15 protein-coding genes are annotated in these 14,634 nt (G+C 71.4%); 4 read left to right on the top strand and 11 right to left on the bottom strand.

Annotated elements, in window-relative coordinates; all coding sequences use genetic code 11:
• Positions 1 to 9: 9 nt before the first annotated feature.
• The 9 genes from hpnD to A4E84_RS34715 all read right to left on the bottom strand — a co-directional run bounded on the left by hpnD (position 10) and on the right by A4E84_RS34715 (position 9,279).
• The gene (hpnD, locus tag A4E84_RS34755; RefSeq protein WP_062930349.1) at positions 10 to 960 is read right to left on the bottom strand and encodes a presqualene diphosphate synthase HpnD; all 951 of its coding nucleotides are present in this window, start codon (positions 958 to 960) and stop codon (positions 10 to 12) included.
• Positions 957 to 1,859, bottom strand: coding sequence for a squalene synthase HpnC (gene hpnC / locus A4E84_RS34750; protein ID WP_062930348.1), 903 nt, complete (start codon positions 1,857 to 1,859; stop codon positions 957 to 959). The genes hpnD and hpnC overlap by 4 nt, the downstream gene beginning before the upstream one ends.
• Positions 1,860 to 2,218: 359 nt before the next feature.
• The gene (locus A4E84_RS34745; RefSeq protein ID WP_062930347.1) at positions 2,219 to 2,998 is read right to left on the bottom strand and encodes an ABC transporter ATP-binding protein; all 780 of its coding nucleotides are present in this window, start codon (positions 2,996 to 2,998) and stop codon (positions 2,219 to 2,221) included.
• Positions 2,991 to 3,920 carry an ABC transporter permease gene (locus tag A4E84_RS34740; protein WP_062930346.1) on the bottom strand — a complete coding sequence of 310 codons (930 nt, stop codon included), beginning with the start codon at positions 3,918 to 3,920 and terminating at the stop codon, positions 2,991 to 2,993. Before A4E84_RS34740 ends, A4E84_RS34745 begins: the two co-directional genes overlap by 8 nt.
• Positions 3,921 to 4,028: 108 nt before the next feature.
• Complete coding sequence (locus A4E84_RS34735) at positions 4,029 to 4,901, bottom strand: glycosyltransferase family 2 protein (protein WP_062930345.1); 873 nt, start codon at positions 4,899 to 4,901, stop codon at positions 4,029 to 4,031.
• A gap of 5 nt (positions 4,902 to 4,906) precedes the next feature.
• The gene (locus A4E84_RS34730; RefSeq protein ID WP_079129424.1) at positions 4,907 to 5,686 is read right to left on the bottom strand and encodes a CDP-alcohol phosphatidyltransferase family protein; all 780 of its coding nucleotides are present in this window, start codon (positions 5,684 to 5,686) and stop codon (positions 4,907 to 4,909) included.
• The gene (locus A4E84_RS34725; RefSeq protein ID WP_062930343.1) at positions 5,664 to 6,725 is read right to left on the bottom strand and encodes an iron-containing alcohol dehydrogenase family protein; all 1,062 of its coding nucleotides are present in this window, start codon (positions 6,723 to 6,725) and stop codon (positions 5,664 to 5,666) included. The genes A4E84_RS34730 and A4E84_RS34725 overlap by 23 nt, the downstream gene beginning before the upstream one ends.
• Entirely contained in the window at positions 6,713 to 7,465 is a 753-nt protein-coding gene (locus A4E84_RS34720) for a phosphocholine cytidylyltransferase family protein (protein ID WP_062930342.1), read from the bottom strand. The genes A4E84_RS34725 and A4E84_RS34720 overlap by 13 nt, the downstream gene beginning before the upstream one ends.
• A complete protein-coding gene (locus A4E84_RS34715) occupies positions 7,462 to 9,279 on the bottom strand; it encodes a DUF5941 domain-containing protein (RefSeq protein ID WP_062930341.1) in 1,818 nt (605 codons plus the stop codon). The genes A4E84_RS34720 and A4E84_RS34715 overlap by 4 nt, the downstream gene beginning before the upstream one ends.
• A 277-nt stretch (positions 9,280 to 9,556) precedes the next feature.
• On the opposite strand from A4E84_RS34715, the gene galE reads away from it, so the two are divergent.
• The 3 genes from galE to idi all read left to right on the top strand — a co-directional run bounded on the left by galE (position 9,557) and on the right by idi (position 12,501).
• Positions 9,557 to 10,528 carry a UDP-glucose 4-epimerase GalE gene (gene galE / locus A4E84_RS34710; RefSeq protein ID WP_062930340.1) on the top strand — a complete coding sequence of 324 codons (972 nt, stop codon included), beginning with the start codon at positions 9,557 to 9,559 and terminating at the stop codon, positions 10,526 to 10,528.
• Between the two features lie 148 nt (positions 10,529 to 10,676).
• Positions 10,677 to 11,615 carry a cation diffusion facilitator family transporter gene (locus A4E84_RS34705; RefSeq protein ID WP_062930339.1) on the top strand — a complete coding sequence of 313 codons (939 nt, stop codon included), beginning with the start codon at positions 10,677 to 10,679 and terminating at the stop codon, positions 11,613 to 11,615.
• A 292-nt stretch (positions 11,616 to 11,907) separates the two neighbouring features.
• Complete coding sequence (idi, locus tag A4E84_RS34700; RefSeq protein WP_062930338.1) at positions 11,908 to 12,501, top strand: isopentenyl-diphosphate Delta-isomerase; 594 nt, start codon at positions 11,908 to 11,910, stop codon at positions 12,499 to 12,501.
• A 24-nt stretch (positions 12,502 to 12,525) separates the two neighbouring features.
• Here idi and A4E84_RS34695 read toward each other — a convergent pair whose 3' ends face one another.
• Positions 12,526 to 13,032 carry an ATP-binding protein gene (locus A4E84_RS34695; protein ID WP_062931730.1) on the bottom strand — a complete coding sequence of 169 codons (507 nt, stop codon included), beginning with the start codon at positions 13,030 to 13,032 and terminating at the stop codon, positions 12,526 to 12,528.
• 218 nt (positions 13,033 to 13,250) lie between these two features.
• Between A4E84_RS34695 and A4E84_RS34690 the strand changes: the two genes are divergently transcribed.
• A complete protein-coding gene (locus A4E84_RS34690) occupies positions 13,251 to 14,006 on the top strand; it encodes an enoyl-CoA hydratase/isomerase family protein (protein ID WP_062930337.1) in 756 nt (251 codons plus the stop codon).
• On the opposite strand, the gene A4E84_RS34685 is transcribed toward A4E84_RS34690, so the two are convergent.
• Positions 13,993 to 14,628, bottom strand: a complete 636-nt coding sequence (locus tag A4E84_RS34685) for a DJ-1/PfpI family protein (protein WP_062930336.1) — start codon at positions 14,626 to 14,628, stop codon at positions 13,993 to 13,995. The genes A4E84_RS34690 and A4E84_RS34685 overlap by 14 nt on opposite strands.
• Positions 14,629 to 14,634 lie beyond the last annotated feature (6 nt).

Raw genomic sequence — 14,634 nt, 5'->3', positions numbered from 1 at the left:
CTGTGCCGTTCACACACGCCTCCTGACGGTCCGCCGGGTCGCATGCCGGGCGTCCAGGCCGGACAGGCCGCGCACGGCGACGTACGCCTTCTCCCGGCCCGGCAGGGAGACCCGGCCGCGCAGCACGGCCTCCGGGTCGCGTTCGATGCGGTCGAGGAGACGGCGGTAGATGCCGGCCATGGCGGCGACACAGGCGCCGCTGCGCCGGTCGAGCATGGGCAGCAGCCGGTAGCCCTCGGCGAACAGAGCGCGGGCCCGTCGCACTTCGAAGTGCACGAGGCCCGCGAAGTCGGAGCCCTCCGGTGGCCGCCGCCCGCTGAAGCCGGCCGAGCAGCCGAACTTGGCGAGGTCGTCGGCGGGCAGATACGTGCGCCCGCCCTCGGCGTCCTCGCGGACGTCTCTGAGGATGTTGGTGAGCTGGAGCGCGAGCCCGAGCGTGTCGGCATACTCCGGCGCGCGGTCCGCGCCGCGCGCCCCCGGTTCCGTGCCGAAGACTCCGAGGGAGAGACGCCCGATCGCGCCCGCCACGCAACGGCAGTAGACCTTCAGGTCGTCCCAGGTCTCGTACGTCTCGCCGCGGACGTCCATCAGGACGCCGTCGATGAGCTCGTCCAGGCCGCCGAGCGGGATCGGGAAGGCCCCGGCGGCGTGCGAGAGGGCGACGGCGACCGGGTCGGTGTCGTCGTCGGCGACCTCGTCCTCGCGGATCCGGGTGAGCAGCGCCCGGGTCTCCTCCAGCCTGGCCACCTTGACGTCGTCGTCGAGCGCACCGTCGCCGATGTCGTCGACCCGCCGCGAGAACGCGTACAGCGCCGACATCGCCCGGCGCTGGGGCGTCGGCAGCAGCCGGATGCCGTAGGCGAAGTTACGGGCCTGGCGCCCGGTGACGGCCTCGCAGTAGCTGTAGGCGGCGAGTACCGGTGGGGACGCGTGTGGTTCCGACTCCACTGTCCGGATCACCCCTCTCCTCGCAGAGTCACGCCCACCTCACGCAGCAACCGGACCTTGCCGGGCTTGGGCGGGCCGGGAAGTACGTCGTATTCGGCGGCGGCGATCGCGTCGACGGCCGCCCTTCCCCCCGCCACGAACCCCGCGAGCAGCAGTTTCAGCCTGCCGTGGACGCTACCCACCAGAGGGGCGCCTTCATTCAGCAGATCCCGGGCCCTTTGCGCTTCGTACGCAATCAGCGCACGGACCGACGCTCCGGCGGATGTGGTGGCGAGATCCGCTTCCTGGACGTGGAAGCGTTTCATGTCGGCCGCGGGCAGGTAGACGCGGTCGCGGGCGAGGTCCTCGGCGACGTCCTGGAGGTGCTCGACGATCTGGAGGGCCGTGCAGATCATGTCGGAGCGGCGGATCCGCTCGGGTGTCGAGGTGCCGGTGACGGCGAGGACGAGACGGCCGACGGGGTTGGCGGAGAGCTCGCAGTAGGCGAGCAGATCGTCGTAGGTCTCGTAGCGGCCGACCAGCTGATCCTGGCGGTTGGCGGCGATCAGGCCGAGGAAGGGCTCGGGGGTCAGCGAGCAGCGGCGCACGGTCGGCTGGAGGCGGCGCAACAAAGGATGGCGCGGGGTCGCGTCGAAGACCCGGCGCAGGTCGGCCTCGAAGGCGTCCAGCAGGACCAGCCGGTCCTCGGCCTCCCGCGGGGACACACCGAGCAGCCGGGCGTCGGCGCCGCCGGGGGCCAGGTCGCCGTCGCCGATGTCGTCGACCAGGCGGGCGAAGCCGTAGACGGCCATGAGGTCGGTGCGCCAGGCCCGGGGCAGGAAGAAGGGGGCCACCGGGAAGTTCTCGCCGGCGGCCTTGTCGAGCGTGCCGCGCTCCGGATCGAGGGGGCGCGCCGTGCCGGATCCCGTCACCGCCGGCTGCCCGGCGCGGGGACGGCACGTGCTGCGTGGAGCTGGGGAGTTTCCGAAGCCATCGCCGTCACATCTCCCGTTCTACACTGCCGACCCAATACGCACTATTTCGGACACGCCGCCCAGCCGTCCGCACGGTGGCCCGACGGGCGGTGTCGCGCATTATTACCCTGATTGCCGTGTTTCGGGACCGGTACAGCTTACGTTGTACAACGCGCCACGGATCGTCAGGGTGTACCGCACATCACGAGAACACACCGATTGACCCCAAGATTCCTGAGATGGGCCGGAGTTGACGTTTCCTTTGCAGACGCGGGGCCCCGCCGGAGCAGTTCCGTCGGGGCCCTGGCCGAATCGGGCTACTTGCCCGTGAACTTCTCGTACTCCTTGAGCACCTCGTCGGTGGGGCCGTCCATGCGCAGCTCGCCGCGCTCCAGCCACAGGACGCGGTTGCAGGTGTCGCGGATGGACTTGTTGTTGTGGCTGACCAGAAACACCGTGCCCGCTTCCTTGCGCAGCTCCCGGATGCGGTCCTCGGAGCGCTTCTGGAACTTGCGGTCGCCGGTCGCCAGGGCCTCGTCGATCATCAGGACGTCGTGGTCCTTGGCCGCGGCGATGGAGAAGCGGAGCCGGGCCGCCATGCCCGAGGAGTAGGTGCGCATGGGCAGAGTGATGAAGTCGCCCTTCTCGTTGATGCCGGAGAAGTCGACGATGTCCTGGTAGCGCTCCTTGATCTCCTCGCGGGACATGCCCATGGCCAGCCCGCCCAATATGACGTTCCGCTCGCCGGTGAGGTCGTTCATCAGGGCCGCGTTGACGCCGAGCAGCGAGGGCTGGCCGTCGGTGTAGACCTTGCCCTGCTCGGCGGGCAGCAGTCCGGCGATGGCCCGCAACAGGGTCGACTTGCCGGAGCCGTTGGAGCCGATCAGGCCGATGGCCTCGCCGCGGTACGCCACGAAGGAGACGCCGCGCACGGCGTGCACCTTGCGCACGCCCCGCTCCTCGCCCCGCTTGATGATGCGGCTGAGGGCGGCGGTGGCACTGCCCTTGCCGGTCTTGGCTCCGTTGACGCGGTAGACGATGTGCAGGTCGTCCGCCACGACGGTGGGGATGCGCGCGTCCTGCTGCTGCTCAGCCACGGCCGTACCTCTCCTCCGCCTTCCAGAAGTACACGAAGCCGCCCAGGGCGAAGAGCACGGCCCAGGCGCCGGCGGCCGCCCAGACGTGGTCGGGCAGGAACTTCTGGTCGTAGTCGTCGATGAGGGCGAAGCGCATCAGGTCCATGTAGATCGCGGCCGGGTTCCACTGCAGGACGTTCGCGATCCAGGCCGGCTTGTCCGCCAGGAAGATCGGGATGGAGAACATCACGCCGGAGGCGTACATCCACGTCCGCATCACGAACGGCATCAGCTGCGCGAGGTCCGGGGTCTTGGCGCCCGCCCGGGCCATGATCAGCGCGAGGCCCGTGTTGAAGCAGAACTGCAGGACCAGCACCGGCACGATCAGCAGCCAGGACAGGTCCGGGTAGTGGCCGAAGCCGATCGTGACGGCGAACAGCACGATCATCGAGAACAGCAGCTGCTGGAGCTGCTGGAGCGCGAAGGAGACCGGCAGCGAGGCCCGCGGGAAGTGCAGGGCCCGGACCAGGCCGAGGTTGCCGGAGATCGCGCGCACGCCCGCCATGACGGAGCTCTGCGTGAAGGTGAACACGAACACACCCGTGACCAGGAACGGGATGTACACCTCCCGGGACATGCCCCGGTCGGCCTCCAGCAGCAGGCCGAAGATGAAGAAGTACACGGCCGCGTTCAGCAGCGGCGTGGCCACCTGCCACAGCTGGCCGAGCTTGGCCTGGCTGTACTGGGCGGTCAGCTTCGCGCGGGAGAAGGCGAGGATGAAGTGCCGCCGGTCCCACAGCTGACGGACGTACTCGATGAGGGACGGCCGGGCGCCGCTCACGGTCAGCCCGTGCCTGGCGGCGAGTTCTTTCGCCGTGAGGCCCTCGTCGGGCGCCGCGGGCGCGCTCACCGCGACCGTGGCGTCGTGCGTTGTCTCACTCACTAGTGGAAACTTTCGTCTTCGAGATGCTCGGCCTGTGCCGGGGTTCCGGCATGAGCCGGGGCCAGGGTACGGCCCGGGGGCTCCCGGGTATCGCCGGATACGAGCTTGTCAGATGACGGGGGGCCGGCCCAGCCGGGTCAGCCGCCACACCGTACGCCACTTCATGGGCCGGCGGGGCCCGCACGAGGTGGTCCAGCCTTCGCGGAATCCGCCGAACCAGGCCCGCAGCGCGCTGCGGGAGGGACGGCGCAGCAGGGTGAGCAGCAGCCACACGCCGAGGTAGACCGGGACGAGCGGCGCGGGGAGGTTGCGGCGGGCCAGCCAGACGCGGTTGCGGGCGACCATGCGGTGGTAGACCGCGTGCCGTGAGGGAGCGGTCGTCGGGTGGTACAGCACCATGTCGGACCGGTAGTCGATCATCCAGCCCGCGTCGAGGGCCCGCCAGGCCAGGTCGGTCTCCTCGTGGGCGTAGAAGAACGCGTCCGGGAGGCCGCCGACGTCGGCGAAGACCCGGGTGCGGACGGCGTTGGCGCCGCCGAGGAACGTGGTCACGCGCGAGGAGCGCATCGGGTCGGAGGCGCGCAGCCGGGGGACGTGGCGGCGCTGGGTGATGCCGGTCTCGGGGTCGGCTATGCGAAAACTCACGATGCCGAGCTTCGGGTCGGCCTCGAACGCCTTGCGGCACAGCTCGGCGGTGTCGTGGCTCGCGAGCAGTCCGTCGTCGTCCAGGAAGAGCAGGATGTCGACGTCCCGGCCGGCCGGGCCGAAGGCCTCGATGCCGACGTTGCGGCCGCCGGGGATGCCGAGGTTCTCGGGCAGTTCGATGGTGCGGACGCCCTCGGGGACGTCCGGGACGGGCGAGCCGTTGCCGACGACGACCACCTCGACCCGGTCGCCGTCCTGCTTGGCGACGGAATCGAGCAGGGCGCGCAGCTCCTCGGGCCGGTTGCCCATGGTGATGATGACGGCGCCGACCTTCATGCCGCTCACTTCAGCCTGCTGGAGGCGAGGATGGACACCAGGTGCAGCAGGGTCTGCACCAGCGCGATGCCGGCCAGCACCGCGACGCCGAGCCGGGTGAAGAACAGGTCGCCGCGGGCCTGGTCGACGATCGCCAGCCCGAGGATCAGCAGGGACGCCTCGATGCCGAGGATGAGGCGGTGGAACTTCAGGGCGCCGGCGGCCTTGCGGGCCAGCGCCATGCCGGAGGAGCGCATCTCGGCGGCGGCCTCCTGGACGGGAGGCTTGCCGGCCTGGTGCCGTGCGACGCCGACGAGGTCGGTCTCCGCCTTGATCAGGATGGCGCCGAGGGCGGCCAGGGTGCCGAGGAAGGCCCACAGCCAGTCGATGCGGCCGCTGCCCCACAGGTCGGCGGCGCGCAGGCCGAAGCCGGTGAGCACCGCGGCGTCGGTGAGGTAGGCACCGACCCGGTCCAGGTAGACGCCGTTGAGGGAGTACTGCTTCTTCCAGCGCGCGATCTCGCCGTCGACGCAGTCCAGCAGCAGGTACATCTGGACACACACCACGCCGAGGACGGCGCCCGCGATCCCCGGCACGAGCAGTGCCGGGGCCGCGAGTACACCGAAGACGGTCATCAGGTAGGTGAGCTGGTTGGGCGTGACCCTGGTGTTGACCAGGTAACGGTCGACCCGCAGGGACACCTCACGCATGTAGAGGCGTCCCATCCAGTGCTCACCGCTGCGCCGGTCCTTCACCCCCGCGGGGTGAACGACGGGGCGGAGTTCAGCTACCGATGGCCTTGACATAGTCGGCGTATGTGTCCTTGATCTGTTCGGTGTTCAGGTCGAGGTGTTCGAGGATGGTGTAGCGGCCGGGGCGGGTCTCCGGGGCGAACTCGACGGCCTTGACGAACTCGTCCGTCGTGAAGCCGATCTCGTCGGGCAGCACGGGCAGGCCGTGCCGGCGCAGCACCTCGGCCATGTACGCCGACTCGTCGTGCGCGCCGCGCAGCCACATCGCGAAGGCCGCGCCGAGACCGCACTGCTCGCCGTGGGAAGCGGCGCGTTTGGGGAACAGCAGGTCGAAGGCGTGGTTGATCTCGTGGCACGACCCCGAGGCCGGCCGCGAGTCGCCCGAGATCGACATCGCGATGCCGGTGAGGACGAGCGCTTCGGCGAGGACCTGGAGGAAGTCGTTGTCGCCGACCCCGCCCGGGTGCCGGAGCACCGCCTCGCCCGCCTGGCGGGCCATGGCGGCGGCGAGTCCGTCGATCTTCTCGCCCTTGACGCGGCCCGCCAGTTCCCAGTCGGCGATCGCGTTGATGTTGGAGATCGCGTCACCGATGCCCGCGCGCACGTAGCGCACGGGGGCCTCACGGATGACGTCCAGGTCGATGACGACCGCGATGGGGTTCGGCACACCGTAGGAGCCGCGGCCCGCGTCGTTGTCGAGGGTGGCGACCGGCGAGCACAGGCCGTCGTGCGCGAGGTTCGTGGGCACGGCGACCAGGGGCAGGCCGACGCGTGCCGCGGCGAACTTGGCGCAGTCGATGATCTTGCCGCCGCCGAGGCCGACGACCGCGTCGAAGTGGCCGGCCTTTATGTCGCTCGCCAGCCGGACCGCGTCGTCGAGGGTGCCGCCGCCGACCTCGTACCAGGTGGCGCCGGGCATGCTCGGCGAGATGCGCTCGCGCAAGCGGGCGCCGGAACCGCCGCTGACGGCGACGGCGAGGCGGCCGGAGTGCGAGATGCGCTCGTCGGCGAGGACGCACGCCAGGTCGTCGAGGGCACCCGGGCGGATGTCGACGACGAGCGGGGAGGGGATCAGCCGGGTCAGTACTGGCACGCGATCTCCCGTCCGCGGGCGAGATCGTCGTGGTTGTCGATCTCCACCCACTTGACGTCGCCGATCGGCGCCACGTCGATACGGAAGCCGCGGTTGACCAGCTCCTGGTAGCCGTGCTCGTAGAACTGCTGCGGGTCGGTCTCCCACACGGCCTTGAGCGCGTCGGCCAGCTCGGGGGCGGCGTCGCCCTCGATCAGCGTCACGCCGATGTACTCGCCGGTGGCCTCGGCGGGGTCCATCAGCTTGGTGATCTTCGTCATGCCCTTCTCGGGGTCGACGACGACCTTCATCTCCTCGTCGGCCAGGTCCTTGACCGTGTCCAGGGCGAGGATGATCTTCTTGCCGTCGCCGCGGGCGGCGAGCAGCGTCTTCTCGACGGAGACCGGGTGGACGGTGTCGCCGTTGGCGAGGATCACCCCGTCCTTGAGGGCGTCACGCCCGCACCACAGGGAGTAGGCGTTGTTCCACTCCTCGGCCTTGTCGTTGTCGATGAGGGTGAGCTTGAGGCCGTACTTGGCCTCCAGCGCCTCCTTGCGCGCGTACACGGCTTCCTTGCGGTAGCCGACGATGACCGCGACCTCGGTGAGACCGATCTCGGCGAAGTTGCCGAGGGTCAGGTCGAGCACCGTGGGTTCGCCTTCTATGCCCGCGGGGCCCACCGGCACCAGCGCCTTGGGGAGGCTGTCGGTGTAGGGGCGCAGACGCCGTCCGGCGCCGGCCGCGAGCACGAGGCCGATCATGCGGTTTCTCCTTCATCGTGTACGGCGGGTGCGCCGCCCTTGTGGGCGGCGACCCAGAAGCGGATGCTCTCGACGAGCACCACCAGGGCCACGGCCACGGCCAGTGCCGTGAGCGCGACCGTGAACTGCGAGGCGGTGAGCAGCGCGGCGAGGACGGTGACGAGCAGCGTCCGCCCTTCGTGCCCCCCGATGGAGCGCACCAGCCAGGCGGGAGGCGCTCCGGCGTCGCCGCGGATGCGGTAGACCGTGTCGTAGTGATGGTAGGCGACCGCGGCGACCAGCCCGAAGGCCGCGGGAAGGGCTCCGTTCACGTCCGCCCCGGCCGCCAGGACCAGGACCGTCCCGTACTCGGCGGCGCGCAGGAACGGGGGGACCAGCCAGTCGAGGGCGCCCTTGAGGGGGCGGGCGACGGCGAGGCCGGAGGTGAGGACGTAGGCGACGGCGGCGACGATCGGCCAGGGGCCGCCGAAGCCGGTGAGGGCGGCCGTGAGGACGACGGCGAGGCCGCCCAGGAGGGCGACGGTGGGGGCGGTGAAGCCCGGCAGACTGCGGGCGGGCTTCTTGAGCGCCTGCGCGAAGCCCTGCGCGAGCGGGCCGCTGTCCGCGAGGTCGGCCAGGGCCGCGGCCGCCCGGTCGGTCCGCCTGGCCCTGCGGGTCAGGGAGCGCAGCACCCGGCCGGCCGTGGTGTAGGTGGCCGCGAAGGCGCAGCCGAGGAGCAGCGCGTAGAAGGTGATGCGGGGCGTCGTGACCGCCGTCAGCACCGCGATCATGGCCCAGCGCTCGCCGATGGGCAGGACGATCATCCGCCGGACCCAGACCGTCCAGCCGACGCTGTCGAGCTTGTCGGAGAGGGCCGCGGTGGGGCTGGTGTTGGCGGTGGCGTCGTGGTTGGCCTCGTTGAAGGAGAAGTCCACGACATGCCGGCAGGTCTGCAGGACCATGGCGCCGAGGGCCAGCGCCCAGACGTCGTCGCCGCCGCGGGCGGCTCCCAGTGCGAGGCCCGCGTAGTAGGCGTACTCCTTGGCCCGGTCGAAGGTGGCGTCCAGCCAGGCCCCGAGGGTGGAGTACTGCAGGGAGTAGCGGGCGAGCTGGCCGTCGGTGCAGTCCAGCACGAACGACGCGATCAGCAGGACGCCGGCCGCGACGAAGCCGCCGCGGGTGCCGGTGGCCGCGCAGGCCGCCGCTATGAGGGCGGTGAGCAGGGAGGCGGTCGTGACCTGGTTCGGGGTCAGGCCGCGGCGGGCGCACCAGCGGGCGATGTACCGGGAGTACGGGCTGATGCAGTAGGTGGTGAAGAAGCCGTCGCGCGACTTCACCGCCGACCTCAGGCGTACGGCCTCGTCGTCGACGTCCGTCACCGCCTGCCGGGCCTCGTTGCGGGCCTGCGGGCCGGCGGGGACGGCGGCGACGAGACTGCCCAGCTCGGGGCGGTGCACGGCGGTGCCGTCGGCGTCCAGGGCGGTGAGGATGCGGTCCGCGAGGCTGCTGCCGACCAGCGTGGTGCCGCCGCCTGCGGAGTTCTCGCGGGCCATGGCCCGGGTCAGGGCCTGGCGGCCGGCGGGCTGGGCCGTGACGGCGCCGGGGATCGCGGCGAGCGGGAAGCGGGGGTCGGTGAGGCCGAGGCGCAGTGCGTGCACGTGCCCCACGAAACGGGCGTCGACCAGGGCGACCCGCTCGTCGCCCGGCACCTCGGCGAGGAGGGTCTCGGCCTCGGCGGCGTCGGTCGCGATCCGGAGGTCGAACCCGAGGGAGCGCAGGTCGGCCTCGATCGACGATCCGGGGACCGGCTGGCCGGTGAGGATGGCGGTCGACAACCGAATTCACTCCCTGGGTACCGACGCGTCCGCGCCAGTGATGTACATGGTGGGGGCGCCCTCTCCGGTGGCTCCCGGGCGGCATGTCGGCAGAGGCTATCGGATGCCGGGACGGCCGCGTTCACCGCCCGTTCGGCGGATGGATCGACGTGGTTCGCACAAGCCGTTGCCGCGATCATCATCGTGGATCCGGGGCCCGCCCCACAAACCGCGCACCCCAAGCGGACATCGGGGACATTGCGGGGGCGGCTGCCGCGGCCGCATAGGGTGGGCGACCATGACGTGGCTGATCACCGGCGGTGCCGGCTATATCGGAGCACATGTGGCCAGGGCCATGGCCGAGGCCGGGGAGCGCGTCCTCGCGCTGGACGACCTCTCGGCCGGGGTGCCCGCACGGCTCCCTGCCGAGGTCCCGCTCGTGCGGGGCTCCTCGCTGGACGGGGAGCTGCTGAAGCGGGTCTTCGCCGAGCACGCTGTGACGGGTGTGGTGCATCTCGCGGCGCGCAAGCAGGTCGCCGAGTCCGTCGCGCAGCCGACGCGGTACTACCGGGAGAACGTCGGCGGCCTGGTGACCCTGCTGGACGCGGTGGCCGGGGCGGGGATCGAGCGGTTCGTGTTCTCGTCGTCGGCGGCGGTGTACGGCGACCCGGGTGTGGACCTCATCACGGAGGACACGCCCTGCGCGCCGGTGAACCCGTACGGCGAGACCAAGCTCGCCGGGGAGTGGCTGGTGCGGGCGGCGGGGCGGGCGCACGGGATCTCCACCGTATGTCTGCGCTATTTCAACGTGGCGGGCGCCGCCGCGCCCGAACTCGCGGACACGGGCGTCTTCAACATCGTCCCGATGGTCTTCGACCGGCTGACCCGGGACGAGGCGCCCAGGATCTTCGGCGACGACTATCCGACCCCGGACGGCACGTGCATCCGTGACTACATCCACGTCGCCGACCTGGCCGATGCCCACCTGGCGGCGGCGCGGCGCCTGGCCGCCGGCGGCGGCACGGGTGACCTGACGGTCAACATCGGCCGCGGCGAGGGCGTCTCGGTCCGCGAACTCGTCACGGTCATCGGCGAGGTCACCGGCGAGGGGCGTGCGCCGCTCGTCGAGGGCCGCCGCCCCGGCGACGCCCCGCGGGCGGTGGCCTCGGCCGCCCGGGCGGCCGGGGAACTCGGCTGGACGGCCCGGCGCGGGGTGCGCGAGATGACCGAGTCGGCCTGGCGGGGCTGGCTGCTGCACCACGGCTCCTGACCCGCTGGGGATGCCCTGACCTGCATATCGTTTCCGCAGGTCAGGGCACATGACAACGGTGTTCAGTGCCGCGTTGCGCATACCCCCTCCCCGTAGTTCACTGGGCCCCCCGAGCACGATCAGGCGGACACAGGGAGGCTGACTTCTCATGGGGGCTGGGCACGATCACGGGCACGCGCACGGCGCGGCGGCCGGCGGTACGGCGACCTCGGCGTACCGCGGCAGGCTGCGCATCGCGCTGGCGATCACGCTCGGCATCGTGGTGGTGCAGATCGTCGGCGGCGCCCTCGCCGACTCGCTCGCGCTCGTCGCGGACTCCGCGCACATGGCGACGGACGCCCTGGGCCTCGGCATGGCGCTGATCGCGATCCATTTCGCGAACCGCCCGCCCAGCGAGCAGGCCACCTTCGGCTACGCCCGCGCCGAGATCCTCGCCGCCCTGGCCAACTGCCTGCTGCTGCTCGGGGCCGGCGGGTACGTCGTGTACGAGTCGGTCCAGCGCTTCATCACCCCCGCGGGGACCGAGGGCCGGCTGGCCCTGCTGTTCGGTGCGATCGGCCTGGTCGCGAACCTGGTGTCGCTGGCGCTGCTGATGCGCGGCCAGAAGGAGAGCCTGAACGTGCGCGGCGCGTTCCTGGAGGTCGCGGCCGACGCCCTCGGCTCGGTGACGGTGATCGTCTCGTCCCTGGTGATCATGCTCACGGGCTGGCAGGCGGCCGATCCGATCGCCTCGCTCGTCATCGCGCTGATGATCGCGCCCCGGACGTGGAAGCTGCTGCGCGAGACGCTCTCCGTGCTGCTGGAGACCGCTCCCAAGGGCGTCGACATGGCGGAGGTGCGCTCGCACATACTCGCCACGGACGGTGTGGAGGACGTCCACGACCTGCACGCCTGGACGATCACCTCGGGCATGCCGGTGCTGTCGGCGCACGTGGTCGTCAGCCCGGAGGCCCTGAACGCGATAGGCCACGAGAAGATGCTGCACGAGCTCCAGGGGTGCCTCGGTGACCACTTCGACGTGGAGCACTGCACCTTCCAGTTGGAACCGAGCGGGCACGCCGAGCACGAGGCACGGCTCTGCCACTGACGCCGTGGCGCGCGAGGCAGGTGGGGCAGGTGGGGCGCACTTCACTGTGAGTGCGCCGGGGAACGCAACCCTCCGCCGTGCGCCCGCGTCCTGCGCCCCGCAGCTCCGGCATGGACGATTTTCCGCCTGCCTGGCCGGGCACGATCATCTACCGGGTCCCTTTCCCGGCGTCGGACCGGTGCCGGCCGCGGTCCGCGCCGCAGCGCGGGACATGCGGGCGTGCCGCGAAGTGCCGGGAGTGCCGGATTCGTACGGCAGACTTGGGGCGCGAAGACCGATGTGAAGGATGGGTATGCCGATCACACCTGCCACCGCGACGCACAGCCCGTCGAACGGCACCGCAGACGCGATTTTGCTGGAACTGGTCGACGAGGACGGCGTGACGATCGGCACCGCGGAGAAGCTCGCCGCCCACCAGCCGCCCGGACAGCTGCACCGCGCGTTCTCGGTGTTCCTCTTCGACGAGTACGGCCGGCTGCTGCTCCAGCAGCGCGCGCTGGGCAAGTACCACTCCCCCGGTGTGTGGTCCAACAGCTGCTGCGGCCACCCCTACCCCGGCGAGGCGCCCTTCGCGGCGGCTGCGCGGCGCACGTTCGAGGAGCTCGGCGCCTCCCCGTCCCTGCTGGCCGAGGCGGGCACGGTCCGCTACAACCACCCGGACCCGGAGTCCGGTCTGGTGGAGCAGGAGTACAACCACCTCTTCGTCGGCATGGTGCAGGCCGTGGTGCGGCCGGACGCCGAGGAGGTGGCGTCGACGGTGTTCGTGACGCCGCCGGAGCTAGCGGAGCGGCACGCCAAGGACACCTTCTCGTCCTGGTTCATGACCGTCCTGGACGCCGCCCGGCCGGCGATCAGGGAGCTGACGGGCCCGTCGGCCGGCTGGTGACCCCCGGCCCCGGCGGGGCGGGGCTCAGGCGAAGCGCGCGGGTTTGAGCGGCAGGGCGGCCCAGATCACCTTGCCGCCGCTCGCGGTGTACTCCACCTCGCACACGCCGCCCGCCTCCCGGGTGATCTCGCGCACCAGGAGCAGTCCGCGCCCGCCGGTCCGGCCGTGGTCGGTCTCCAGGGCGGTGGGCCGGTACGGGTGGTTGTCCTCCACGGACACCCGGAGCCACTCGGCGCCGACGGCCAGCTCGACGGCGATCGTCGGTGACAGCACCGCCGCGTGCTTCACGGCGTTGGTCACCAGCTCCGAGACGATCAGCAGCAGCCCCTGGGCCAGGTCGTCCGAGACCGGTACGCCCTGACGCAGCAGCAGGTCCCGTACGGCGTGCCTCGCCTGGGGGACCGAGGCGTCGACCGCCGGTGCGGTGAACCGCCAGACCCCTTCGTACGGCAGCGGATCCGCGGGCCCGGGACCGAGGGGCGCCGCGCCGCCCGCTGGGCGCGGACCGAACCCACGCCCGTCGTCGTCCATCGTCCGGTCGCCACCCTCGCGCTCGATTGTCGCCACACCCCGAGTGTTGGTAACGATGCGCCTCATACCCCGGGACTGAACAGAAGTCAGCAACTATCGAGCGCTTCTGACCGTTGGCGTATGACACGGTCAGTTGTGGGACTGGTCCTGTCCCTGTTGTGCCGTCTCGGCGAACTATTCGGGTTGTACGGGTTTGGCATCCGGATAGCATCCGGCGCATGGAGCCGCAGCTGGAGCACCGCGTGACCGACTCGGTCGCGACGGTCGTCATACGCCATCCCGAGAAGCGCAACGCCATGACGGCCTCGATGTGGCGCTCCCTTCCCGTCCTGCTGGAGGAGATCGCGGGGGATCCGGCCGTACGGGCGCTGGTGCTGACCGGTGAGGGCGGCACGTTCTGCGCCGGGGCCGACATCTCGACACTGCGGGGCTCGCCCGAGGAGGCGCAGGGGCTGGCCGTGCGCGCCGAGGAGGCACTGGCCGCGTTCCCGAAGCCGACACTGGCGGCGATCCGGGGACACTGCGTGGGCGGCGGGTCACAGCTGGCGGCGGCCTGCGATCTGCGGTTCGCCGAGGAGGGGTCGCTGTTCGGGGTGACGCCGGCGAAACTCGGCATCGTGTACCCGGCGTCCTCGACCCGGCGGCTGGTGTCCCTGGTGGGGCCGGCCACCGCCAAGTACCTGCTGTTCTCCGGTGAGCTGATCGCGGCGGAACGTGCGCTGCGCACCGGACTCGTCGACGAGGTCCTGCCCGAGGGTGAACTCGGCAAGCGGGTCGCCGAGTTCACCCGGATCCTGGTGTCGCGTTCACAGCTGACCCAGGCGGCGGCCAAGGAGTTCGCGGACGGGCGTACCGACCGGGACGCGCACTGGGCCGGACAGGCGCACGCGAGCGGCGACACCGCCGAGGGTGTCGCCGCGTTCCTGGAGCGCAGGCAGCCGCGGTTCGACTGGAGCGTGCCTACGTCAGGATGACGCCGGAGTGCGTGCGGACCAGTTCGACGAGGTGGGCGGGGGCCTTCTCGGGCGATCCGGCGTCGTAGGGCGGCTGCGGGTCGTACTCGGTGGCGAGCTGGACGATCTGCGCGTGGTCGTCGCCCGCGATCCGGCCGAGGAGCATCAGTCCCATGTCGATGCCGGAGGAGACGCCGGCGGCGGTGACGTACTTGCCGTCGGTGACCACCCGCTCGCCCGTCGGCTCGACGCCGTGGCGCTCCAGTTCCTCCAGGGCCAGCCAGTGGGACGTCGCCCGGCGGCCCTTGAGGAGTCCGGCGGCGGCGAGCAGCAGGGAGCCGGTGCACACGGACGTCGTCCAGGTGCTGGTCGCGTCGGCCGTGCGCAGCCAGGTGAGCAGGGGCCCGTCGGCCGCCAGCGGGAGGGGGCCCGGGCCGCCGGGGACCACGATGATGTCGGGGTGGGGTACGTCGGCCAGGGACCGGTCGGCGGTGAGCGCGAGGTTCCCCGAGTCGTTGCGCACGGGGCCGGCCTGCTCGGCGACGAAGACGGTCTCCGCGCCGGGCACCCGGCCGAGGGTCTCGTAGGGTCCGACGGCGTCGAGGGCGGTGAAGCGGTCGTAGAGGACGATGGCGATCTGCATGGGGTC

The organism is Streptomyces qaidamensis, assembly GCF_001611795.1.
In the GTDB taxonomy this organism is placed as follows: Bacteria; Actinomycetota; Actinomycetes; order Streptomycetales; family Streptomycetaceae; genus Streptomyces; species Streptomyces qaidamensis.
The sequence above is the reverse complement of the archived record's forward strand: the minus strand, read 5'-3'. Positions and strand labels throughout refer to the sequence as shown.